A 21,947-nucleotide genomic window follows, 5' to 3' on the forward strand; every position below is an offset into this window, starting at 1 on the left:
TCTTCATTACTTTCCCCGCAATCATTTCAACGCCGCCCATCACCGTGAATTACGACACACCGCTAAAAATATATGGCACGAAAATCGCATGCCTCAAAGCCGCGTAATAACGGCATCATAGGTAAAATTACGACCGACTTCAGGTTAAAGTTACAGCGCCACGCATCCTGCGGCTTGGTTTGTTGACTACTGTCGCTTGGCATTTAATTTGGGGGTCCTTTGTAAAACCGGATGAAAAAACAGAAGCTTTTGCTCTGTTGCTTTGTCATAGATCAGTGCTGTTTACGGTTCAACAACAAAGAGGGATGAATTTTGTTCTATAAGTTTATCCAAAATATACCAACGTATAGGCTGCTATAGAATATTTGATTTCTTGAAGATAAGAATATGCTTGTAGATGTCAGGCGGGTTTGTTATTGCCCTGACAAATGTGTTTTATGCTAAAGCAAATGGTCTTCTTATAATTAGCTCGACATTGAGATCTTCCGGCAAACCAAGCCGGAAAGGGCGGTCAAGTGCCGGATCATTAACCGCAAGTTCAAGGCTTAACGCGGCAAGCGATGCGCGTGTCTGCCCGCCTTGGCGAATAATGTCTGCCGGATCAGAATGATCGATCATGATGGCAAAAACAGAAAGTGTGCCGTCGCTATTGTCCAAAATCTCGATAGTGCGGGCTTGCTGCGGATAATCGATATGTGCTGCGGTATTAATCTCCCACAGGCCGTGGCCACGACCGTGCGGGTCAGGGTGGCACCAAACACGATTAGCGTGCATATGGCCGTTAACCCAGAGCACAATATTGGGAAAACGACGTAGCAGTTCCAGCAAAGCATCCGAGCCTAATCGGTCGCTTGTTGTCTCATGAGGGGCATGGGTGAGATTGTCGAAGGTGCGTGAATTGTGATGCGAGAATAGAACAATGAGCTGATCTTTGTTGTTCGTTTCGATTAAGACACCGTTCTCATCATAATAGCGGGCATGAAGATCAATGAGTGTTTTGGTCAGCCATTCAACCTGCGCGGGATCAAGCGATCCGTCCGGCCCTCCGTTGGGGTTGGTGCTGTCCATCATAAGGCCGGTGACTTTATCGGCCATTTGGAAGGTATAATAAGCGGTTTTTTCGCTCAGGTTATCCGGACTGAAGCCATGTCCGACCGGCCCGTAACTGCCGGTTTTTTCCAAATGGAGGCGGATGAAATCTTCCTTGCTAAAGGGTTTCCTTTTAGCCGCGCTGGTAATAGTGCGCACTGGCATTTTGGCAATCAGCCCTTCAATACCGTGCTGATCGGGATGGATAACGGCACCGATGAAGTTCTGCAGTGTCATGCCTTCCGGAATGCCGGTCGGCAGTTTGTCGCCAGTGGCAAGCAAATCCAGAAAATGGCTGAGGCCACTGCCATTGGGCAAAACACCGGCATCCATTAAATCATGATTGCCAAAACCAGTATACCACGGAAACCTCAAACCTTCCGATGCAATAGGTGTGCTTACTGCATCAATAAAACCTTCAATAACAGGATAGCCATAAGCCCGTTTCCAAACATCGTCCTGCTGGTTGGCTTTGACCGGTTCCGGATGCCAAAATGCGTCATAGGCATTGCCTTCGAGCGTTGTTTCATCTTGCAAACCTTGATAACGGCCGCCAGTCGCATTGAAACTGGTTTTTTCACCATTCAACACAGCAATGACTGCCTCTAATTCATGTAACCCGCGGCTATCGGCATTGTCTCCGGTGGAAATAGCAAAGTCAAAAACACGTTGTGATATCGGGCCTTTTTGAATTGCGTTGATACGACGCACCATCGCGTCCAGCACATGAACCGTGAGCGTATCTTGCGCACGGGCAGCATTGGATAAAGGCGCACCATTGATGGTGCCTTTATATTGGCGCAAAAAGGATGCGTGGGACGGTGATGCCGCATCAATAATATGCAAATCTGTGACATGAGCAAAAGAAACAAGGGGTTTACGTCTTGCTTCGCGCTCAGTGAGCGCCTCGCTTAAATCCTCACGCACAACAATTGGCCAGCCATTATCAGCAGCAATGCAACGATATAATTTTCCTTTAGATAAATATTCGCCCGGAACCAGAGAGCGTGTCAGCGTAGTTTGATCATCGGGTGTTTCTTCCGCAGCAAAAGCGCTGGAAATGCCACATCTGCATGTTGAGAGAAAAGGGGTTGCAAGGGTGGTGAAAAATCCTGTTTTCAATAAATTTCTTCTAGAAGTATAAAACGGCATTATAAGACCCTTATACTTATGATTATATTTAATAATCATATTAAATTTATTTAATTTTACTTCAACATATCGTCATTATTTTTCTAATTGTTGGCGTTATTATAGGCATAAAAAGCAATGTCTGTAAATCACACATTGTTGGCGTGAAACAGTATGAAAATTGTAAAAAGAATGATGTGAATGATTTTAAGCTTTGATCAGCCGGATTATTCCGGCTTACCGACCCTGATCGCAAAGATGTCAACAGCACGGCCAGTGCCATTCAAGTCGCTGGTGACGCTGATTATGCCGCTTTTTTGTGTCTTTTTATGCGTATCAAATTTGACATCAAACAGAAAGTCACTTTGCGATCCGGTTACGTCGTAACGGCGACGTTGACAGTCACCCATCTCGCCAAAATCACACGTTACCGACATTTGTACAGGTTTGCCTTCGCTGCTGCGTGCAACAATATCAAAAGTCGCGGTGGTATTCACGAGCTGGTTGAGGATACCTTCACCGACATCAAAGCGGATAGTGTCTTGAACGGTTGGTGATTTGATGCGCAGATAATCAACGCCTTCAACGCGGGTAATTTCTGCAGTTGCAGTGCCACTTAACGAGATGCGTGTTGCATCTTTGGGTGTAAAAATTGTGATCCATTTGGCGTCATCCGGATTTTCACCTTCCTTGAAGGGGCCGGTATTCAGGGATGAATGATTGTTTCCTGTGGGTGAGAAGCTAAGATCGCTCAAACTATTGTAGATTGAAATGCCAATGATACCAAAAGCTGCGAGTGAAATGAGCGGAACCGCCAATCTCTTAAATTTTGAGCGTCTCTTAGAGGGAGTGCTTTTGGATTTTTGAATACGTTCCGGAGTCTGGCCGAAATCAGCCATCCCGTCATCGTGTTGTACTATTTTACGTGAAGGAGCAACCCGATCAAGTGAACCGCTCAGATCACTCTGATTGCTTTCAGGTGCTGAATTGACCGGATGCTGTGAAGAGCTCGTCTGCTGCGTAGCATATTCATGTTCAATTTGACGGATACTATTTGTCAGCTGTTCACGCCGCTGGTTGCGGGCGGTTTCATTAAGCTGTGTATTTTGTGATAATGCACGCTCATGCGCTTGCCATGCAGAAGCGTAAATCCGCTGACGTATTTCAGAATCTGTCGCATCAGCCTTTGTTAATGCGTTACGTATGGCGCGTTCGATGCTTTCCAAATGCTGGTCTTTCTTAAGGCAATGCTGGTTCAATGCGTTTATTGTCAGCTTCAGATTTAGCCAAATTCCCTTTCTAATCAAGGGCTTTTAATAATTCATTTACCAGTTATCGAGCGTCAAGAATGAAATTCTCAATAGGCTTATTTATAAGCTTTTGTTTTAATTGCATAAAATAAAGTTGTTTTTATGTTTTTCGAATGATTGTCCGTGATAACCGTTTGTTTTGCCAAGTTTTATTTCGTGAATAGTTCTGTTGAGGATTTTTCAATGTGGTTGAGATAATATACTATTAAGAAAATTTTAGCTTGTCTTGCTGTCATTTTTACACGATTAAAACCCGATTTCGAACATTTGTAACATAAGAAATGGGTCGATACTGGATATTGTGTGATTTAGTTGGAGCTGAGTTTTCTGTCTTGCTTTTATGTTGTTTTTTCGTTATTTGACGCATGCGCTTCTCTTAAAAGACGACTTTTTTTGATGCGTCTTACTCATAAATAAAGAGTATCGCTTGCCGCTTTAGCTCAGTTGGTAGAGCACATCATTCGTAATGATGGGGTCGTAGGTTCGAGTCCTATAAGCGGCACCAATAAAATCAATGACTTAGCATCAAACTCTACCCTTTCATAACTGCCTGTGTCACCATTAGTGATATCTCGTGACACATAGCTCATAATTGAGCTGAGCAACCGTTCGCTCAAATCGAATGGTTGAAAGCTCCAGCGGTTTCTACTTGTGCGATTTTTTTTTCACCCTACAAATAAGTGTCGTGTAAGTTCACAAATTCGTGGGGATGCGAATGCAACCGTTAGATATTTTATGGGTTGGGCTAGGCGGTGGTTTGGGATCGCTTTTTCGCTGGTGGGTCGGGAAGATGGCAGGTGAAAGCTATAACGGCAAATTTCCACTGGGAACATTTCTGATCAATATAACCGGCGCTTTCGCAATTGGTTTTTTGTCAGTGCTATTCTCTGTGGAATGGTACGAGCGTTTCGGCGATGTGTTGAAAGCGGGTATACTGACCGGCTTCCTCGGTGGATACACGACATTTAGTTCAATGCAGCTTGATGCCGTGAAGCTTGCTCGCGATCATTATCAAGGCTTGGCAATCTTTTATTTGGTGGGTTCGGTTTTGGTCGGCTTAGCGGCGGCGGCATTCGGCGCATTGCTCGCAAGCTGGATAGGGTGAGGGAAGCACGATGATCAATACCATCATACTCGTCTTTATCGGCGGCGCTGTCGGTGCAATGCTTCGTGAGTTTTTAATGCTAGGAGTGCCGAACTTATCAAATGGCATTCCAATGTCGATTTTGGTCGCGAATGTCGTCGCATCATTTCTACTTGGCTTAGCCACCGGCCTTTATAAAAAGGGCATTCTCAGCTCAGGGGTAAACACACTGCTAGCTACGGGTGTCATGGGTGGGCTTTCCACCTTCTCAAGCTTTGTATATGGCGCTTATGTTCTCATGTCTGGATCAACAGCAGGGGTTGTCCCAGCGATAGCTTATTTAGTTCTCAGTATCGTCATTGGCTATGTAGCTGTTTTACTTGGCCTTCGGATCGGCGACAGAAATAATTGAAGTCGTTGCTTCTATTGTACGGGGCTGGCCTTTCTTCTTGACCACCCGCTGCGCCTCTGCCAGTTCGGGGGAGATGTGTATGGCCGACGGAAAGATTATATCAGCCTCTGTATATGGACCCTCGCTAGAAGGTACTGTAACTTTAACCTGCGGTCGGCCGTAATTTTACCTATGATGCCGTTATTACGCGGCTTTGAGGCTTGCGATTTCGCGCCATATATTTTTAGCGGTGTGTCGTAATTCACGGTGATGGGCGGCGTTGAAATGATTGCGGGGAAAGTAATGAAGATTGTAAATTGGATCATGGATTGATGTGAACCTTTGCACATGTCGTGCTGATTTGAAGCGTTTCATGATCCGCTCTCATCGCCGTATTGGTTGATGAGAATTCTCAGCGCGACTATTCAACCCATTATGCTGACGATGTTCACAAACACCAATGCCTATTTCTCGTTTGGCCGCGCCATAAGAACCCAGCTTGTCTGTGACCATAACACGTGGTGAATAGCCATGACCGGATAGAAGCTTACGCATAAAATGCTTGGCAGCCTTTGTATTGCGGCGTTTCTGGACAAGGACTTCAAGTAAAAAACCATCCTGATCAACTGCACGCCACAGAAAATGGAGCTTGCCTTTGATGGTAATAACAACTTCATCCAAATGCCATTTATCGCCAAGACGTGGGGTGCGACGCCGGATTTTATTGGTATAAATCTCAACCGGATTTCTCCGCCCATTCACGTACCGTTTTATGGGTAACAGAGCCTCGCCATCTCCCAATTGAAGGTCCAAGGTAAATGTCGCGCTAGTCTTGTACACCGCCAAGTCAAATATCTGAACAATACTATTGAGGCTGATCACGGTAAGCTGAAGCAACTGATCAAACCAGTGCGAGGGTTCAAGACGCTGAAAACGACCTATGCGATGATCAAAGGTTTCGAGGTCATGCGCGCTTTGCGTAAAGGACAGGCTGCATTTTTCAATCTCACAGGCGATATGCGTGGAGAAGCACGTATCGTTGAACGTGCTTTTGGCATCAGACCAAGTGCACTGACAGAAGCCGTAGCTCTGCTCGCTCAAAATCCTGAAAATCGCCATCCTCCCAGATAATCGGGGGCTTGACTAACGATCATCATAACCAGAACGCAAATTTGCAACAGAGCCATCAAGCGCTGTTTCGATGGCATTCTATCATTAAAACATGCTCAGTCGGCGTTCAAAGTACCGAACAATCATAATCAACGTCAAACTGATGGCCAGATACAGTACACCTGCCAAAGCAAAGACTTCGAAAATCGCATAGGTCTGGCTCATCAAACGTTTCGCATAACCTGTAATTTCCAAAACCGTGATTGTCGAAGCTAATGATGTTCCTTTAACGACCAGAATAACCTCATTCCCATAGGCAGGCAGCGCCTGTCTGATAGCGAGCGGAAAGCGGATCCGGCGGAACTGTAAAAAGCGTCCCATACCACATGCTTTAGCGGCTTCAATCAATCCGACCGGTACAGACATCAATCCACCGCGCAAGATTTCAGACGTATAAGCGGCTGTATTTAATGACAGTGCCAAAATTGCACAACGCGTACCATCACCGAAAATCCACCATAATACCGGATTGTGACGTACGAAGTCGAACTGTCCAAACCCGTAATAGAACAGGAAGATTTGCACCAATAGAGGCGTTCCACGGAAAAATGTGCTGTAGCCCTTGGCAAATTTTGCCGCTATCCGACATTCAGACAAACGCGCCAAAGCCAACCCAAGGCCTAGATTAAAACCAAACAATATGGCCAATCCGGAAAGAAGCAGAGTTTTGCTTAAACCCTGCATGAGGACAGGTACGGTTTTCTGGATAAATTCAATGTCCATGCTCGCCCCCGCTGACTTGTGATTTCATGCGATTTTCAAGCTTGTCGAAACCATGTTGACTGACAAGCGTAATTAGCAAATAGGTTAAGGCGGCGATCAAATAAAACAAAAACGGGCTGCGTGTTGAACCTGCGCCAACGGATGCAATACGCATTAGTTCTGCCAAACCGACAACCGACACCAAAGCTGTGTCTTTGATTGTAATCTGCCAGACATTATTCATACCCGGACCTGCAATGCGCAGCATCTGCGGCAAAATAATGCGGCGGAATATCCGCCAAGGCGACATACCTAATGCGCGGCCAGCTTCAATATGACCACGTGGCACAGATGCCAAAGCACCCCGAACTACTTCGGTTGAATAAGCACCAGAAATAATGCCGATCGTAATGACTGCAATCACAAATGCGTAACCACCGGATGCTAGGCCTTGATAACCAAAAGCCGTGGTTATTTTATTGACAACTTCAACCGAGCTGAAAAAGAGCAGATAAATGATAAGCAGTTCAGGCACACCACGTACAACGGTCGTATAACCGTCAACGACAAAGTTAAACGGCACGACCCGCGCCCATTTAATAAGACCGCAAGCAATACCGATGATACTGCCTAAAATCATACTAAGTACACCGACAGCAATGGTAATGGAGGCACCGCGTATAATTGCGCCAACCCATCCGCCTTGCCAGACCTGCAAAAGTCCGAATTCCATCAAAGCACCATTCATATTCTGAGTGAATTGACTGAAGCATATAAATGCCGTGAATGCTGTTGATCTCGGAAATGTAATCCGATCTCAAGAGCAAGAACAGGAGCATTTTTTTGCTCCTGCTTGTTTTTATTTGACAAATATAGCCGGTCTTTATTCACATGGATGTGTGATGTCCATTTTGAACCATTTCACACTGGCTTTACCGATTGTACCATCTGCAATTGCAGCACAAAGTGCGACATCGATTTTTGCTTTCAGGTCTGTATCGTCTTTACGAAGACCAATACCCACGGCGTCACCCAATGTTTCATCAGATTTGCTATCAATCGGAACATTGATCAGCTGGAATGCGCTGCCGTCAGCCTTTGCGAGAAAATCATCTGCTGCGGATAAATCTGAGAAAGAGACATCCACACGTCCGCTGGCCAGATCGATTTGCATCTGATCCAATGAATCATAAGTCTTCAGATCAACATTCGGCAAATATTTGTTGATGTAAAGCGCATGTGTTGTACCTGATTGAACGCCAACGCGCTTATCAGCCAGAGCTTTCAACAACGTTTCCCAATCAGTGATGCTGGCTAAATCATCAGACTTTTGAACAACAAAGAAATTCGGCAAATCACCATAACCTTTAGAGAAACCGATCTCTTTCTTGCGTTCGTTGGTGATAGACATACCCGAAATGATCGCGTCAATCTGCTTGGCTTTCAAAGCCGGAATAAGGCCATCAAAAGCCTGCACCACGAAACGGCATTTTGCTTCCATTTTGTCACAAACGGCCTGCCCGACTTCAGCGTCAAAACCGGTAACATTACCGTTGGCGTCAGCAATACTCCACGGTGGATATGCGCCTTCAGTACCAATGATGATTTCACCATCAGCCGCTTGAGCGCTATGAATTGAAGCGGTAAAAGCAGCAGCAAGTGCTAAAACTTTCCACATAGTATTCCCCTTTTTATGATTAATAAGACGACCTTTTTGTCAGGTCTATTCAGGCAAGCGACTTTAAATGAATGTCCGTGCCAGAAATTGTTGCAAGCGGGCAGATTGAGGATTTGTGAACAGCTGTTCCGGCGCGCTCTCTTCCTCCACTTTACCTTGATGCAAGAACATAATTTTATGCGAAACTTCGCGTGCAAACTGCATTTCATGTGTCACGAGGATCATGGTATTCCCCTCTTCCGCAAGTTGAGCAATAACCCGCAAAACTTCACCTACCAGTTCCGGATCAAGTGCCGAAGTCGGTTCATCCAACAAAATCACTTTAGGCCGCATGGCCAAAGTACGTGCAATAGCTGCACGTTGCTGTTGCCCACCAGAAAGCCTGCTTGGCAAATGCCCGTGCTTGTCTGATAGTCCCACTTTTTTTAACAATTGATGGGCGTGTTCGATCGCCTCTTCCCGGTTTTCTTTCAGCACATGCACTGGTGCTTCAACAATATTTTCCAGCACTGTCATATGCGGCCAGAGATTGAAATTTTGAAACACCATACCGACATTGGCACGAATACGCTCAACCTGACGATTATCAGCAGGAACCGTTTTACCACCGGATCCCTTTTTCATGCGTATTTCTTCACCATCAATGATGATGCTGCCGCCATCTGGTTGTTCAAGCAGATTAATGCAGCGCAAGAATGTACTTTTTCCCGAACCGGAAGAACCAATCAAAGAAACAACCTGACCAGGCTGCGCAGTCAAACTCACGCCATTCAAAACAGAAAGACTGCCAAATGACTTATGAAGTTCTACGACTTTAACCGCCGGCTCACCCTCTTGATTGGTATCCGGCGCGGTCACTCGTGCAGGCTCAGCTTTTTGAATGGCCGATAAACTGATTAGCGAATTTAAAACGCGGTTGAAGTGCGAAACACTTGCCGGAATACAGGCTTTTTCCCAATTTTCATCTTCAGGAATGAAAGCTTTTCTTAAATCAGCTTTAATTTTTTGCGCCAATGGCGCTTGTAGGTCGCCATAAAGATGCAACCAATTATCCGCGCGAACGGCATTATTGACATGATGACCTTCAAGCGTTCCACACTCAATCACCAATGGCAGCAAGAATGTATCCGGTAACATTTTACGCATAGCCGCAGATACATAACCGGTTGCAGTCGCAGCAATGCCACTATCTGTTACTGCATTCGTCCCGGTGACGATGACATTTAGTGCAGGGCCGAATAAATCGCGCCCCCAATCTATGCCTTCATGGTCCTTAGTTGTCACAGACAAAAGTGCGGGATAAGCATAAGGACCCGCACCCGTATGCAGATCAAAAAATGCTAGTTTTTCTGCATTTTGTGCGAAGGTTGCGATAATTTTATGCAGTGTCTCATTCGACCATTCAGCTTTAGAACCACCAAAAAACAAGCCATCAGAAAACTCGTATTGACCGGTCTCAATGATATTGAGCACAGCTGCATTGCTGCCAAACAGTTTAACGGCTTCGGCATATGCTTTTTCTGTTTCAGCACGTCCTGTACCTTCAATCTCAGTATAGACCGCAGCTTTATGTACCTGTCGGTATTTTTCATTCAGAGGTGGAGCTTTGTTCCAATCAATGAAGTTACGGTTCAGGTCTACGTTATTTTCCGTAACGCGCCGCATCCATGCAGCACCCCAAGGATTAATCAGATGGATCATCAAAATCGCAACATCATCCGGCAAACGGTCTGCGTTCAGTTGCTGCAGCCATTCACTCTGGCAGGCAGAACCATAAGCAGCCTCCGCGCCATGTGTGCCGGAAATAACAACAAGCATCTGTCGTGCGTTACTTTTGCCCAGCAACGCCACAGTAGTTGCAATTGCTTCGCCGGCGGGGCCAGGCAATGGATGCGGATATTCAGTGACTGTAGCTTTTGCCTTTTGAGCAGTTTTTAAAAACCGCGACTGCATTGCATGATAATCAGTCGGAATAAATCCTGCTGTTGAAGACAGTTTTTCGCTGTGAGTGTTAGTCGCATGCATGGTCGGCTACACTTTCATAAATAATACTATCATGACCTATTGAGCTATAGATCAAGCACGATAGATGAGGACGGGCGGGCGCAGCATAACAGCACCTTGTCAGAAGCCATTTCATCGAGTGGTTCTTCAAAATAAGTTATCTCACCCGAAATAAGGCCGTGGACACAGCTGCCGCAAATACCGGCACGGCAACTGAACTCCGGCTCAACACCATTGGCTTCTAAAAAGTCCAACAATGACAAAGCACTATCATCCCAGACAAGTTCAAGACCACTGCGTTGTAAATGCACCTTACAGCCGCAGCTATCTACCACTTTTGGTGCTGCTGGGACCGGTTGAACCGGCTTAGCCTCACCGCCACCAGCTTTTAACAGGCTTGCAGGCCCGAAAAACTCATAGGCAATACGCTGATCACTAACGCCCATTTCTATCAGATAATCATACATTGCCTGCATGAAAGGGCGTGGGCCACAGAGATAAAAATCATAATCATCAAGCGGTAACAAAGTCTGCAAGCGGGCTTTAGTTAGCACACCTTCTGAATGATGATGATTGTCAATTCTATCCTGATCGTTCGGAAAACGATAACAATAATGTACCTTTATCAGGTCATAATTGGATGCAAATTCAGCAATTTCCTGCTTGAGCGCATGGACACCGCCATGATCACAAGCATGAATGAAATGAACCTGACGATCTTGCTCAGCCGACAATTGGCGCAGCATTGAAACCATAGGGGTCAGGCCAACACCGCCAGACAACAACACCACAGGACGTTTTGTAGTGCGATCGAGTTTAAACGCTCCACGTGGTCCATCAATTTCCAGAACACTGCCTTCATCCACGGCATCATGTAGCCAGCATGAAGCATGCCCATCTGCATGATCCGGCTGCAAAGCCGCCTCACGCTTAATTGTAATACGATAATATCCCTCATCACCCGGTGCGGACGAAACGGTATAATTACGTAAAACAAAGCCTGTATTTTCCTTATCTGGTATACGGATTGTTAGGAATTGACCTGCCTCAAAATCTGTCCAATGGGACGCGTTGATCGGTTTGAGGACAAACGATGAAATCGTTTCACTCTCACGAATTTTTGACACCACTTTAAAAGGGCGAAACCGGATACGATCAGCATTTGCCATGTTGCACGCTTATTGAGCTGCAACAGAGTTTTCCTCTGTCTCGGCAGCAATCATCTGAGCGAGCTTGCGACGGAAACGCAAAGGACCGGCATCAATTTTTAAATCCAAATGCGGTGTTTTCTGGTTGGAAATGCCATAATGGACGGCTTCTAAGACAACGCGATCTTCTTCAAAAGCGCCACGTACAGACTTGGCAAAACTTGCAGATACTTCAGCATCATTCGGTTTAAAATTACGCATCTGGAACCAGTAATATTTGGTGTGATTTTCATCCACCGGTGTCATGAAATTATAACTATCCATCAAGAATGTATTTTCAGGCAGAGTTTCTCCTTCACCACCAGCTCCACCTGGCGCAAAAATAGCCTTAATAATCGCATTGCTCGGATAGCGCACTTCATAATGCTGTTTGCGGTCTGTATTGCCTTCAAATTGCAGAAAAGGCGCGTAGAATGGTGCAGGTTCTGAATCAAGCATCCAACGCCAAACGGTCACACCATCTTCAGCAACTGTGGTTTCCAGTGGCGTTTCTTCACAAGCAGAGCTGGCAAAAGATGATTGATGCACCCATGCGACATGCGAAGGATCAAGCAAATTATCTGTCATATAAAGATAATTACACTTCAGCATCATGGATTCGCCACGGTTAACACCCCATGATGGGTCATCAAAATGCTCGACATAAAAGATCTTAGCAGGATCAGCCTGAGCCGGTTCGCCCATCCAAACCCATACCAAGCCGTACCGTTCTTCAACCGGATAGCTGCGCACACGTGCAACATGCGGAATGCGCTCAGCGCCTGGCACTCGTGTGCAAGTTCCGGTGCAGTCGAAGGTCAAGCCATGGTAGCCACATTCAACATCATCACCTTTGATGCGCCCCATAGACAACGGCAATTTACGATGAGGACATGCATCTTCCAATGCTGCGGCTTTACCATCTTGGGTGCGGTAAAGAACAATCGCATCACCTAACATTGTGACAGCTTTTAACGAGCGACCGACTTCATGATCCCATGCTGCGACATACCATGCATTTCTCAAAAACATTACTAAGTCCCCTTGAACGTCTCAATTTTTATTTGATAGTCAGGGTAAATAAGCCTCAACTCAAGCAGGCTTGTGCTACGATACTGTTTAGAATAACTAAAAAGTAGCAGGAGGAGGACAACGCATAAATGATCAGAACATCCATCAAAGGATTACAAACTTTTGAAGCTGTCGGAAGATGCGGAACCGTCACTTCTGCTGCCCGCGAATTGGGTGTTTCACCCGGTGCCGTCAGCCAGCAAATTCGAGCTTTAGAAGATAGCCTGGGTATTGCGCTTCTCGAGCGTAAAGGCCGGCATGTTGAGTTGACGACATGGGGTCGGCTATATCATCATGAAATCACTAAAGGCTTCATGCAATTATCTAAAGCTGATGATGTTCTTGAGCGTGCAAAAACGGAAAACACTATTACACTCAGTGCCTTATCATCAGTTGCGAATCGATGGATAGGTAGCAGAATTTTCGATTGGCATGTCTTACATCCTGATTCAAAAATCAAAATCAATGGTCAGGAAAACGAGCCTAAATTAGGTCATGAGCCAGTCGATTTTCGTATCACATATGGCAAGCGTTTTGAGGCGCATGAGCATTACACCGAGCTCTATACAGATTGGGTCGTTCCTGTCTGCTCACCACGCTTATTAGAAGGTCGCAGTCTTCATTTTCCTGCAGATATTTTATCATTTCCACTCCTCAGTCTGGAATGGGAAGAGGACTTTCTGCCCCCACCAAGCTGGGCTGATTGGGCACATCACATTCAAGCGGATGATAAACTAAAAATATCGAGCTGCCAGTTTAGTCTTTCCAGTAGTGCGATTGGCGCCGCTGTAAATGGGCGGGGATTTGCATTAGCACAGATCTCTATGATAGATGATGAATTGAAGTCTGGTAGTCTAATTATCCCTTTTGATATTCGACTTAAATTGCCTGAAAATTATGTTCTTGCATGGGATCGTTCTGCGCTTCAAAAGCCATTTGGATTAGCCTTTCAGCGTTGGATTGTACAAATGGCACGTAAACAGGCGCAAATATCCCAGCAATAATGTCGCAAATTTTTGTAAGCAAAAGACATATGCGTCGACTATGACGTTTATTTCTATGGCTTAATCATAGTGTGAAAGTTCCTCAGCTAAACTGAAGTGGTCCTGTTTTTTGAACAGGTTTACTGTCCAGCTAAGATGCACCCTGGTTAGGTGTCATGCTGCTTGGTTGATGTGTATTGCGCCAAAGTATGCATCATCCGGTGCTTGTTTATCAAGGGGGTGTACGGTCGCTCTGTATTATAAAATCCAATCCAGTCTTTGATTATACGTTTGGCTTGGAAGCCGTCCAGCAATTCATGTAGATATACGGCTTCTTGCTTGAGGGATCGCCATAGTCTTTCGATGAAAATGTTGTCGAGATAATGCCCACGACCGTCCATTATTTTTATCTTGGCATCGGCCAGAATGTTGATCATCCTCTAATTAGTTCAGACCTCCGGCTTCCAGCCGGAAATGCGCTTTAGCGCTCGACTTTATTGAAGGTTTTGTCGCTTTGACCTACAAAAAAGAAGGCACGATTTCGGGCTATACAGAGTTCTGACGGCTCTATTCCCTTAATTTCGGCGTAAACATCTGCAGCGATAATAGGGAATGACCGACAGCCGCCCATCTCTTTATCACCGCCATCGTTTTCCTGCCGAGATTATCGCGGAAGCGGTGTGGCTGTATTTCCGCTTTCCGCTAAGTTTCCGCATGGTTGAAGACATGCTCGCCTATCGTGGCATTCTTGTTACCCATAAAACGGTACGTGAATGGGCGGAGAAATTCGGTTGAGATTTATGCCAATACAATCTGGCGTCTCACCCCACGTCTTGGCGATAAATGGCATTTGGATGAAGTTGTTATTAGCATCAAAGGCAAGCTCCATTTTCTGTGGCGTGCAGTTGATCAGGATGGGTTTGTACTTGAAGCCCTTGTCCAGAAACGCCGCAATACAAAGGCTGCCAAGCGTTTATGCGTAAGCTTCTATCCGGTCATGGCTATTCACCACGTGTTATGGTCACAGACAAACTGGGTTCTTATGGCGCAGCCAAATGAGAATTAGGCATTGGTGTTTGTGATCATCATCAGCATAATAGGTTGAATAGTCGCGCTGAGAATTCTCATCAACCAGTACGGCGATGAGAGCGGATCATGAAACGCTTCAAATCAGCGCGACATGTGCAAAGGTTCACATCAATCCATGATCCAATTTACAATCTTCTTTACTTCCCCCGCAATCATTTCAACGCCGCCCATCACCGTGAATTACGACACACCGCTAAAAATATATGGCACGAAAATCGCATGCCTCAAAGCCGCGTAATAACGGCATCATAGGTAAAATTACGGCCGACCGCAGGTTAAAGTTACTGTGCCATGCATCCTGTTCAATGGTGGATGCGCGCAGATAGGCGCGGACGAAAATTGTAACCTTAGCTGGTACTGTTAGGGTCATTTGTGTGTACCGGTCTGTTTTAAGTGGTCAAAACAGCCTATACAGTACCGGTTTCACGTAGTCCAGCTAGGGAACCATCATGCCCGGACTAGCTCAAAAATACAATATATCAATATATCTGCGCCTAGCTCAGTAAGCAGACTTAAATGCACCAAAAATGAGACATTGAAAAAGAGTGCTTGCCCGAATATACAAAATTTTGTATGATCCCCTTATGAGAGCTACGCATCTAGGGCAGTGCCTTTATTGATTTAAGAGATTTTCCAATCAATGCACGTCGTGAGGTAGGCTATCAGCTCGACAAGGTGCAAAATGGCGATACACCGGACGATTGGAAGCCTATAGCTATAGTCGGGCAGAGGCGTACAGGAAATACGTGTTGGAGACGCTACAGGCGCTTTCCGTGCGATCTTTGTCGTTAATTCGCAGACGCAATTTACGTGCTGCATTGCTTCCAAAAGAAAACACAGAAAACGAGCAGAGCTGATCTAGACTTAGCAACAAAACGATATACCGATCTTGTTAAGGAGTTAGAATGATGAAAAACGAAAGCAAGACTTTTGCTAATGTATGGGATGCTATTGAAGACACCGAAGCCGAAAATATGAAACTTCGCTCCGCGCTTATGTTGGCCTTAGATAAGAAAATCCGCGAAAATGGCTGGACACAGTTAGAGGCTGCCCGTCGTCTTAGTGTAACACAGCCCCGCATATCTGATCTTCAACGTGGAAAAATTAATGTGTTCGCAATTGATACCCTTGTTAACATGCTTATTTCTGCGGGAATGCACGTAGAAATGCGTGTATTGGAGGCGGCTTAAATGAATGATGTAAACGACTTAATTTTGCGTGACCTTATCCATGCTGGAAAGTAATGAAGATTGTAAATTGGATCGTGAATTGATGTGAACCTTTGCACATGTCGCGCTGACTTGAAGCGCTTCATGACCCGCTCTCGTCGTCATATCGGCTGATGCGAATTCTCTGCTCGATTATTCACCCCTTTATGCTGACGATGATCACATACAGTCAGGCCGGTTGTGTCGCAAATTTTTCAGTAAGTTAAAAGCGTGCTTATCCTTGGTCGTAGTTATGCTGCGAGTTCCGCAAAGACCTTGAATGGTGATTGGTTGTCGTTTGTAAACTGGTTCTTGCGGATCATGTATGCCACTTCAATGCCTGCGATGGTGGCTGATGCGGAATGGAACGCTTTGAAGCCCATCATTTGTTTGGTGATCCGTTTGATAAAACGATGGTCTTGCTCAAGGATATTGTTCAATATTTGATCTGCCGGATTTCAATCATGTCGCCTGCGCCTGTGAATTTCAGGATGATGTTGACGGCGTGCAGTCCGGCCAGATTTGCGCCACTTTTGTCAATGATAACCTTCTCAGGAGTGTCGTTTTGTGATCATTTTCTTGAATAAACGCCGAGCTGCAGCCATATCCCGACGTTCAGACAACAAGAAATCCAGGGTTTGCCCGTTGTGGTCAACGGCTCGGTACAAATAGGCCCATTTGCCACGAACCTTGATGTAGGTCTCGTCAATACGGTCAAGAACTGGCCGTGGGTCGCTTGCGCATCTGAGCCTGAGTGGCGATTTGAGACGAGTAGCGAATAACCCATCGGTTCAATGTTGCATGATCGACGCATACGCCACGTTCGTTCAGAATTTCTTGAAGGTCACGATAGAAAACTGGATAACGCACGTAAAAGAAGACCGCGTGCAGAATGACACTTTTAGGGAAATGAGTTCCCTTGAAATCGACCGCCATCCGCTTCCACCTCACTCAATTATTCACAATAACTGGCATATACTTCAGCAATGATGAAAATTTGCAACACCCTGCTGGCCGACGCGCCAGAGGACACACCGGACATTCTGCCGAGCGCCTCGGCGATCTATGTTAAGAAAGTTTCGGCCCTGACCAAGGCGCTCAATCGCAAGGAAGAGCGAACAGGAAGCAGCGGAGACATTGCGTGGCCTAATTGAGAAGATTTCGCTCACACCGGGGCCAGAACGCGGCGAGATTTACGCAACGCTGCACGGCGAACTGGGCACAATTCTCAATTGGACGGAGCGGCAAATCCTTGGAAAGGCTGCAAAAACGACAAAACCCGCAGCAGATGCTACGGGTTTGTCGTTATCAGTGGTTGCGGGGGCACGCAACTACCGATACCGACATTCGTTGGAGGTAGCGATCTAGCAAGACTCTAAAGAGAGATATCATCACGCCTTCTGGCTGATCTATGCGGGTCATAATACACAATACCCCTCTCCAAAATGGTGAAGAGCTGCCTGCAAGCACCAAGCCTCGCCGCTCAAAGCTCCACCACCAAGCTCGAGAACAAGAAAAGCAGAAAACAGCAGTTTTCTGCTCACCATGTAAATATCTGGTTTGGGGCCGACTGCGGACTGGCTGCTTCATGGCGATGAATGCAAATGAGGAGGCATTCCTCTTTGCCATGGTTCGGTCCTAACGAAATTCTACACCTAGGGAGCCGTGCATTGGACGCCCCCTTTCCCTGTAGACAAGCCCCGCCTCATAAGGTGGGTTTGGATGGGGGACGCCGTTGTCTTGCTTTTGTCAGCTTGGTGACATTCACGCCTTTGCGAGCATCAGTTTTGTATCTACCGACGAGAAATTAACCTTCCCGAACACACCTAATGATTGTTATTGTCTTCGCAACTTATGGGGGATTCGATGCGTCTAGGTAGTATATCCATTCGAAACTTTCGGCGTCTGAATGATGTATCCGTTGATTTCGAAAGCAAGGAAACTGTTTTTGTTGGCCCGAACAACAGTGGCAAAACCTCTGCGACGGCTGCCATTCGCAGCTTTCTCGGGAGTCGGGAATTCAAAATCCATGACTTCTGCATTTTCGCAATTGCCTCTATCGACGCCTACGTTCCCGGGAACGAAACCAACCTACCCCAAATAGAACTTGATCTCTGGTTTCACCTCGATCCGGACTCAATTGCGTTCGGTCGGGTCTTTGCCCTAGCAACGAGCCTGTCCGCTGATTTCTCGGAAATCGGGATGCGCTGCGCGTTCGCCGTGGATGACGCAGCAGAACTCTGGAAGCATTACGATGCAGCTTTCCCGCCAAAGGAGGATGGCACCCGCAAGCGCCCCTTGAGCTTCTTCCTTGGAATGGAAGGCAACTTGAAAAGGTATTTCGGCATCAAGGTGTCTTCGCTGGAAAAGCTCGAACAGGAACTCGTGGCAACGCCACTTTCTACGCAAGAAGGCAAGAAGATTCTCAATTCTCTGCTGCGCGTCGATTTCGTCGATGCCCAGCGGAATATTGACGACGAAAATGCCGCTAGAAGCAATAGGCTGTCAGATGCCTTTGCGACATATTACCGGAGAAACCTGGAGCAAGCGAAACACGCTGAAGACGCCGTCACGGTCATCGAACAAAACAATGAGAACCTGACCAAGCATTATGACGAACGCTTCAAACCACTGATGACGATGATCGGAGGTCTTGGCCTTCCCTCCGACAACGACCGCGCAATGAAGGTCGTTTCGACACTCAGTTCGGAGGTTGCACTACGAGGTAACACCGAACTCTTCTACGTCGATGCCAGCACCAAACATGAGCTCCCTGAAGCCTATAACGGACTGGGTTTCAAGAACCTAGTGTTCATGGCCATTCAGGTTGATCATTTTTATCGGCAATGGCTAGCGACTGAGGACAACCGCCCGCTTTGCCAGATGATCTTTATCGAAGAACCGGAAGTGCATTTGCACGCTCAGGTTCAACAAACATTCATTCGCCAGATGTGGGACGTTCTCACAGCCGAAGCGCCCAAAGGTGAAAGCAAGCCCCAGCTTACAATCACGACCCATTCGTCGCACATCCTAGACACAGTCGATTTCTCAAAAATCCGCTACTTCCGCCGGTGCCATATCCGCGGAGAACAGGAGGGAGTGACCTATCAGGGAACAACCGTGCACAGCCTTCGGCAATTTCAACCGGAGCCACTCGCATTGGGCGGCGATGTGATCGAGCCAGAGAAAGCACTTTCTTTTCTAAAAAAATATTTGAGACTTACCCATTGCGACCTGTTCTTCTCCGATGCCGCCATACTCGTTGAGGGGGCTGCTGAAAAACTGCTTTTGCCCCGCATGATCGACATATCGGCGCAGCAACTGAACAAGAAGTATTTGACAATTATGGAGGTAGGTGGAGCTTATGGGATGCGTTTCGCCGGATTGTTGGGATTCCTCGAAATCCCCTATTTGGTCATCACCGACATTGACTCTGTCGATCCCGCGAGTAACCGGGCAAGTTGCGTCGCTACCCATCCGGGAGCCGTTTCGTCGAATGCGACTCTGGGATATTTCTTTGGAGAGAATGGAGTAGCCGCACTCTCCGCCAAAACCTTCGACAATTGTCTGCAAGCTGAAGGGATGCGTTTTGTCGCCTTTCAAAAGCCTGTAGAAGTTAACCGGCAGGGCAATGCTCAAATCTTCCACGGACGAACCCTTGAAGAAGCCTTTGTCTTCGAAAACCTCGACCACTTCCATACCGATGGACTCAGTATCGGCATTGACTTGCCGGATGGTCGAGCCGAATTGCAGGAGGCCGTCTGGCGGCGCATTAAAAGCGATACTTTCAAAAAAACCGAATTTGCCATGGATGTCCTTGCCTTCGAAATACTGGCAGGCGAGGACGAAGAAACTAATGCGGGACAGAACAGGGACTGGAATGTCCCACACTACATCGACGAGGGCCTAAAGTGGCTGGAGACACGTCTCTCACAAAACCAGGGAGCCGGCGAATGACAGCAACCCTCAAGCCAACTGAAGCCGATACGAAAATTGCTGAGTGCATCGCGAAGAACGTTTCCTTTTCGGTTATCGCAGGTGCCGGATCAGGCAAGACCACATCGCTCGTTGAAGCTCTGAAAGGAATTCAGAAGTCTCGTGGAAACGAGCTTCGGAAAAACGGTCAGCGCGTCGCGTGTATCACATACACAAACCGTGCCGTCGGAGTGATTTCGTCGCGACTAGGTTTCGATGACCTTTTTTACGTTTCGACTCTGCACGGGTTTCTTTGGGCAGAAATCGCGCGCTTTCAAGACGCTATTCGGGAGGCCCTTCGTGAGGCGATCATTCCGCGGCATATGGAAAAGGCCCGCCAGAAAGATAATGGAGGTATGTCGCAGGCAGCGCAAAAAGCCAGGAAGGATCTGGAACGCCTATCCGTAGAGCTTGCTGCGCTAAGCAATCAAAAACCATCGGTCTCTTACGAAGAAACCGTTATCAGCGACTATTCGAAATGTGTCTTGAACCACGATGATGTTATTGACGTCGCGGCCTATCTGATCACAAACAAACCGCTCTTGCGCAAAGGCCTCGGGTTCAAATACCCCTACATCTTCGTCGATGAGGCTCAAGACACCTTCTCGCAAGTCGTAGAGGCCCTCAATGCTGTTTGCGCGGGTGAAGGGTTACCCGTCGTCGGATATTTCGGCGATCCGATGCAGCAGATTTACGACAAGCGTGCCGGACATTTCGCCGGTCCTGAAGGTTCCAAAAGGATTCCGAAGGAAGAGAATTTTCGAAGCTCAACCTCGGTGATTGACCTTCTCAACAACTTCAGAACCGATCTGAAGCAAGTTCCTGGCGGGAAAAATGCCGACATTGAGGGCAGCGTTTTGATCACGGTCGCGCAGGCCCCTGAACCTGCCAACGGAAACAGATACTCAGCCGAGCAGCTGGACGAAGTAGCGGCGAAATTCGAAAAAGCGGTAAAGAAGTGGGGATGGACAGATAATGCAACTGTGAAGAATCTATTTCTGGCTCGGCAAATGATTGCGCGCAGGATCGGTTTTGTCACAATACATAGGTTATTTACAGGTGCTTATTCATCGTCCAGATCCCAATCTGACTATGAAGACGGGACGCACTATCTTCTCAAACCCTTTGTGGACGGCATTTTTCTATTGGTCGATGCATCCCGCAACAACGATCCTAAGAAGCTGATTGAAACACTGCGAAGAATAAGCCCTGCTTTTGACGACACTGGAGATAACAAGAGCAAAACCCTCAAACAGATGCTCGAAGAAGCCTCAAAACACGCCGCTGCTTTGGCGGAAAAATGGGAAGGTAATACAGTCAAAGACATTTTGGAATACTGTAGCGCGAACGCGCTTTATCCAATGTCGGACCGCCTTGCAGGTCAGTTGGCTCGCGCTGCCCGCGAACCTTATGACTCCGGCAATGAAGATCACCAAAGGGAAAAAGGCGATTGGCTGGCTGATGAATTCTTCAAGCTGAAGGCTGACGAACTCGAGAAGTACATCGATTTTTTGGATGAAAACTCTCCTTTCAGTACGCAGCACGGCTCGAAAGGCGAAGAGTATGAGAACGTGCTTGTCATGATCGACGATATCGAGGCAGCCTGGAATACCTACAGCTTTTCAAAAGTTTTGACCCCAGGCGTTGCGGGCGATCCAACAGACCGACAGCAAGAACTTACTCAAAAACTGGCGTATGTTTGTTTTTCACGGGCGGAAGTAAACCTTAGGATCTTGATGTTTTCGAGAGACGCGGAAGCGGCCAAAAAAGAACTGATCGAGCGCGGTCTGTTCCAGAACGGCCAGGTTTCAATTTTGTAGGTACAGGACAGATTCTTATGCTGATTGAATTTTTCACATCGATCGTTTTCAGGAA

17 protein-coding genes, 1 tRNA gene and 6 pseudogenes are annotated in these 21,947 nt (G+C 46.8%); 11 read left to right on the forward strand and 13 right to left on the reverse strand.

Annotated features, from left to right (window positions below):
• Window positions 1-435: 435 nt before the first annotated feature.
• Window positions 436-2,211, reverse strand: a complete 1,776-nt coding sequence (locus JNC77_RS15220) for a TIGR03767 family metallophosphoesterase (RefSeq protein ID WP_374834024.1) — start codon at window positions 2,209-2,211, stop codon at window positions 436-438.
• 236 nt (window positions 2,212-2,447) lie between these two features.
• Window positions 2,448-3,446 (reverse strand): hypothetical protein, encoded by a 999-nt coding sequence (locus tag JNC77_RS15225; protein WP_374834026.1) that lies wholly within the window; start codon window positions 3,444-3,446, stop codon window positions 2,448-2,450.
• Between the two features lie 513 nt (window positions 3,447-3,959).
• Between JNC77_RS15225 and JNC77_RS15230 the strand changes: the two genes are divergently transcribed.
• The 3 genes from JNC77_RS15230 to JNC77_RS15240 all read left to right on the forward strand — a co-directional run bounded on the left by JNC77_RS15230 (window position 3,960) and on the right by JNC77_RS15240 (window position 5,026).
• Window positions 3,960-4,035 (forward strand) — tRNA-Thr (locus JNC77_RS15230).
• Between the two features lie 210 nt (window positions 4,036-4,245).
• A complete protein-coding gene (gene crcB / locus JNC77_RS15235; protein ID WP_374834028.1) occupies window positions 4,246-4,635 on the forward strand; it encodes a fluoride efflux transporter CrcB in 390 nt (129 codons plus the stop codon).
• Window positions 4,636-4,645: 10 nt separating this feature from the next.
• Window positions 4,646-5,026: a CrcB family protein gene (locus JNC77_RS15240; RefSeq protein ID WP_374834030.1), complete on the forward strand. Its 381-nt coding sequence runs from the start codon at window positions 4,646-4,648 to the stop codon at window positions 5,024-5,026.
• A 183-nt stretch (window positions 5,027-5,209) separates the two neighbouring features.
• Here JNC77_RS15240 and JNC77_RS15245 read toward each other — a convergent pair.
• A pseudogene (locus JNC77_RS15245) lies at window positions 5,210-5,786 on the reverse strand (IS6 family transposase); the annotation flags it as partial.
• Window positions 5,787-5,794: 8 nt separating this feature from the next.
• Here JNC77_RS15245 and JNC77_RS15250 point away from each other — a divergent pair.
• Window positions 5,795-6,136: pseudogene (locus JNC77_RS15250) on the forward strand (DDE-type integrase/transposase/recombinase); the annotation flags it as partial.
• Between the two features lie 84 nt (window positions 6,137-6,220).
• On the opposite strand, the gene JNC77_RS15255 reads toward JNC77_RS15250, so the two are convergent.
• The 6 genes from JNC77_RS15255 to JNC77_RS15285 all read right to left on the reverse strand — a co-directional run bounded on the left by JNC77_RS15255 (window position 6,221) and on the right by JNC77_RS15285 (window position 12,778).
• The gene (locus JNC77_RS15255; protein ID WP_374834032.1) at window positions 6,221-6,898 is read right to left on the reverse strand and encodes an ABC transporter permease; all 678 of its coding nucleotides are present in this window, start codon (window positions 6,896-6,898) and stop codon (window positions 6,221-6,223) included.
• Window positions 6,888-7,610: an ABC transporter permease gene (locus JNC77_RS15260; protein ID WP_374834034.1), complete on the reverse strand. Its 723-nt coding sequence runs from the start codon at window positions 7,608-7,610 to the stop codon at window positions 6,888-6,890. The genes JNC77_RS15255 and JNC77_RS15260 overlap by 11 nt, the downstream gene beginning before the upstream one ends.
• Before the next feature lie 150 nt (window positions 7,611-7,760).
• Window positions 7,761-8,555, reverse strand: coding sequence for a transporter substrate-binding domain-containing protein (locus tag JNC77_RS15265; protein ID WP_374834036.1), 795 nt, complete (start codon window positions 8,553-8,555; stop codon window positions 7,761-7,763).
• Between the two features lie 63 nt (window positions 8,556-8,618).
• Window positions 8,619-10,580: a DUF2817 domain-containing protein gene (locus JNC77_RS17625; RefSeq protein WP_445482849.1), complete on the reverse strand. Its 1,962-nt coding sequence runs from the start codon at window positions 10,578-10,580 to the stop codon at window positions 8,619-8,621.
• Between the two features lie 44 nt (window positions 10,581-10,624).
• Window positions 10,625-11,728 carry a 2Fe-2S iron-sulfur cluster-binding protein gene (locus JNC77_RS15280; protein WP_374834038.1) on the reverse strand — a complete coding sequence of 368 codons (1,104 nt, stop codon included), beginning with the start codon at window positions 11,726-11,728 and terminating at the stop codon, window positions 10,625-10,627.
• Between the two features lie 9 nt (window positions 11,729-11,737).
• Window positions 11,738-12,778, reverse strand: coding sequence for an aromatic ring-hydroxylating dioxygenase subunit alpha (locus JNC77_RS15285; protein ID WP_374834040.1), 1,041 nt, complete (start codon window positions 12,776-12,778; stop codon window positions 11,738-11,740).
• A 128-nt stretch (window positions 12,779-12,906) separates the two neighbouring features.
• Here JNC77_RS15285 and JNC77_RS15290 point away from each other — a divergent pair, with 128 nt between their 5' ends.
• On the forward strand, window positions 12,907-13,821 hold the full coding sequence (locus JNC77_RS15290; RefSeq protein WP_374834042.1) for a LysR family transcriptional regulator: 915 nt from the start codon (window positions 12,907-12,909) through the stop codon (window positions 13,819-13,821).
• A 146-nt stretch (window positions 13,822-13,967) separates the two neighbouring features.
• On the opposite strand, the gene JNC77_RS15295 is transcribed toward JNC77_RS15290, so the two are convergent.
• Window positions 13,968-14,237: an integrase core domain-containing protein gene (locus JNC77_RS15295; protein WP_374834044.1), complete on the reverse strand. Its 270-nt coding sequence runs from the start codon at window positions 14,235-14,237 to the stop codon at window positions 13,968-13,970.
• Between the two features lie 175 nt (window positions 14,238-14,412).
• Here JNC77_RS15295 and JNC77_RS15300 point away from each other — a divergent pair.
• The 3 genes and pseudogenes from JNC77_RS15300 (at window position 14,413) to JNC77_RS15310 (ending at window position 16,079) form a co-directional block, all read left to right on the forward strand.
• Window positions 14,413-15,141 (forward strand): annotated as a pseudogene (locus JNC77_RS15300) (IS6 family transposase).
• A 363-nt stretch (window positions 15,142-15,504) separates the two neighbouring features.
• Window positions 15,505-15,798: pseudogene (locus JNC77_RS15305) on the forward strand (type II toxin-antitoxin system RelE/ParE family toxin).
• Window positions 15,795-16,079, forward strand: coding sequence for a helix-turn-helix domain-containing protein (locus JNC77_RS15310; protein WP_374834046.1), 285 nt, complete (start codon window positions 15,795-15,797; stop codon window positions 16,077-16,079). The pseudogene JNC77_RS15305 and the gene JNC77_RS15310 overlap by 4 nt, the downstream one beginning before the upstream one ends.
• 44 nt (window positions 16,080-16,123) lie before the next feature.
• Here JNC77_RS15310 and JNC77_RS15315 read toward each other — a convergent pair.
• The 3 genes and pseudogenes from JNC77_RS15315 to JNC77_RS15325 form a co-directional block, all read right to left on the reverse strand.
• Window positions 16,124-16,279: pseudogene (locus tag JNC77_RS15315) on the reverse strand (DDE-type integrase/transposase/recombinase); the annotation flags it as partial.
• Between the two features lie 69 nt (window positions 16,280-16,348).
• Window positions 16,349-16,765, reverse strand: a pseudogene (locus JNC77_RS15320) (DDE-type integrase/transposase/recombinase).
• 46 nt (window positions 16,766-16,811) lie between these two features.
• Window positions 16,812-17,033, reverse strand: a complete 222-nt coding sequence (locus tag JNC77_RS15325; RefSeq protein WP_374834048.1) for a hypothetical protein — start codon at window positions 17,031-17,033, stop codon at window positions 16,812-16,814.
• Between the two features lie 201 nt (window positions 17,034-17,234).
• Between JNC77_RS15325 and JNC77_RS15330 the strand changes: the two genes are divergently transcribed.
• The 3 genes from JNC77_RS15330 to JNC77_RS15340 all read left to right on the forward strand — a co-directional run bounded on the left by JNC77_RS15330 (window position 17,235) and on the right by JNC77_RS15340 (window position 21,892).
• Window positions 17,235-17,465 (forward strand): hypothetical protein, encoded by a 231-nt coding sequence (locus JNC77_RS15330; protein ID WP_374834050.1) that lies wholly within the window; start codon window positions 17,235-17,237, stop codon window positions 17,463-17,465.
• A 498-nt stretch (window positions 17,466-17,963) separates the two neighbouring features.
• Window positions 17,964-20,054 carry an ATP-dependent nuclease gene (locus JNC77_RS15335; RefSeq protein WP_374834052.1) on the forward strand — a complete coding sequence of 697 codons (2,091 nt, stop codon included), beginning with the start codon at window positions 17,964-17,966 and terminating at the stop codon, window positions 20,052-20,054.
• Window positions 20,051-21,892: a UvrD-helicase domain-containing protein gene (locus JNC77_RS15340; RefSeq protein WP_374834054.1), complete on the forward strand. Its 1,842-nt coding sequence runs from the start codon at window positions 20,051-20,053 to the stop codon at window positions 21,890-21,892. Before JNC77_RS15335 ends, JNC77_RS15340 begins: the two co-directional genes overlap by 4 nt.
• The last annotated feature ends 55 nt before the right edge of the window (window positions 21,893-21,947 follow it).

Origin of the sequence: Paenochrobactrum pullorum (assembly GCF_041929845.1) — a bacterium.
Taxonomy (GTDB): Bacteria; Pseudomonadota; Alphaproteobacteria; order Rhizobiales; family Rhizobiaceae; genus Paenochrobactrum; species Paenochrobactrum pullorum.